The sequence below is a fragment of the Mycobacterium arosiense ATCC BAA-1401 = DSM 45069 genome (assembly GCF_002086125.1).
GTDB lineage: Bacteria > Actinomycetota > Actinomycetes > Mycobacteriales > Mycobacteriaceae > Mycobacterium > Mycobacterium arosiense.
In genome coordinates this window covers 1-240 of the sequence record NZ_MVHG01000380.1, presented here as the reverse complement: position 1 = coordinate 240, position 240 = coordinate 1, and the positions used below count along the sequence as shown (strand labels likewise).

The window sequence follows — 240 nt, the reverse complement described above, 5'->3', positions numbered from 1 at the left end:
GCCGCGGACGAAGGCCGGATTCCCTCGCCGATCCTCGACGAGGCCGCCGAGTGGCTGGTGCGCCTGCAGGACAGCGGCTGCACCGACGACACGCGCCAGGCCTGCGCCCAGTGGCGGCAGCGCAGCCCGCAGCACGCCCATGCCTGGGAGCGCGCCGAGCGCCTGCTGCAATGCCTCGGCCGACTGCCGCCGGAGCTGGCCCTGCCGACCCTCGGCCGCGAGCGCGGGCTGGACCGGCGG

Annotated in this window: 1 protein-coding gene; it reads left to right on the top strand. The window is 77.5% G+C overall.

The features are described from left to right. The coding region (locus BST14_RS32260; RefSeq protein WP_142279736.1) for a FecR/PupR family sigma factor regulator at positions 1 to 240 on the top strand (240 nt) is incomplete at both ends.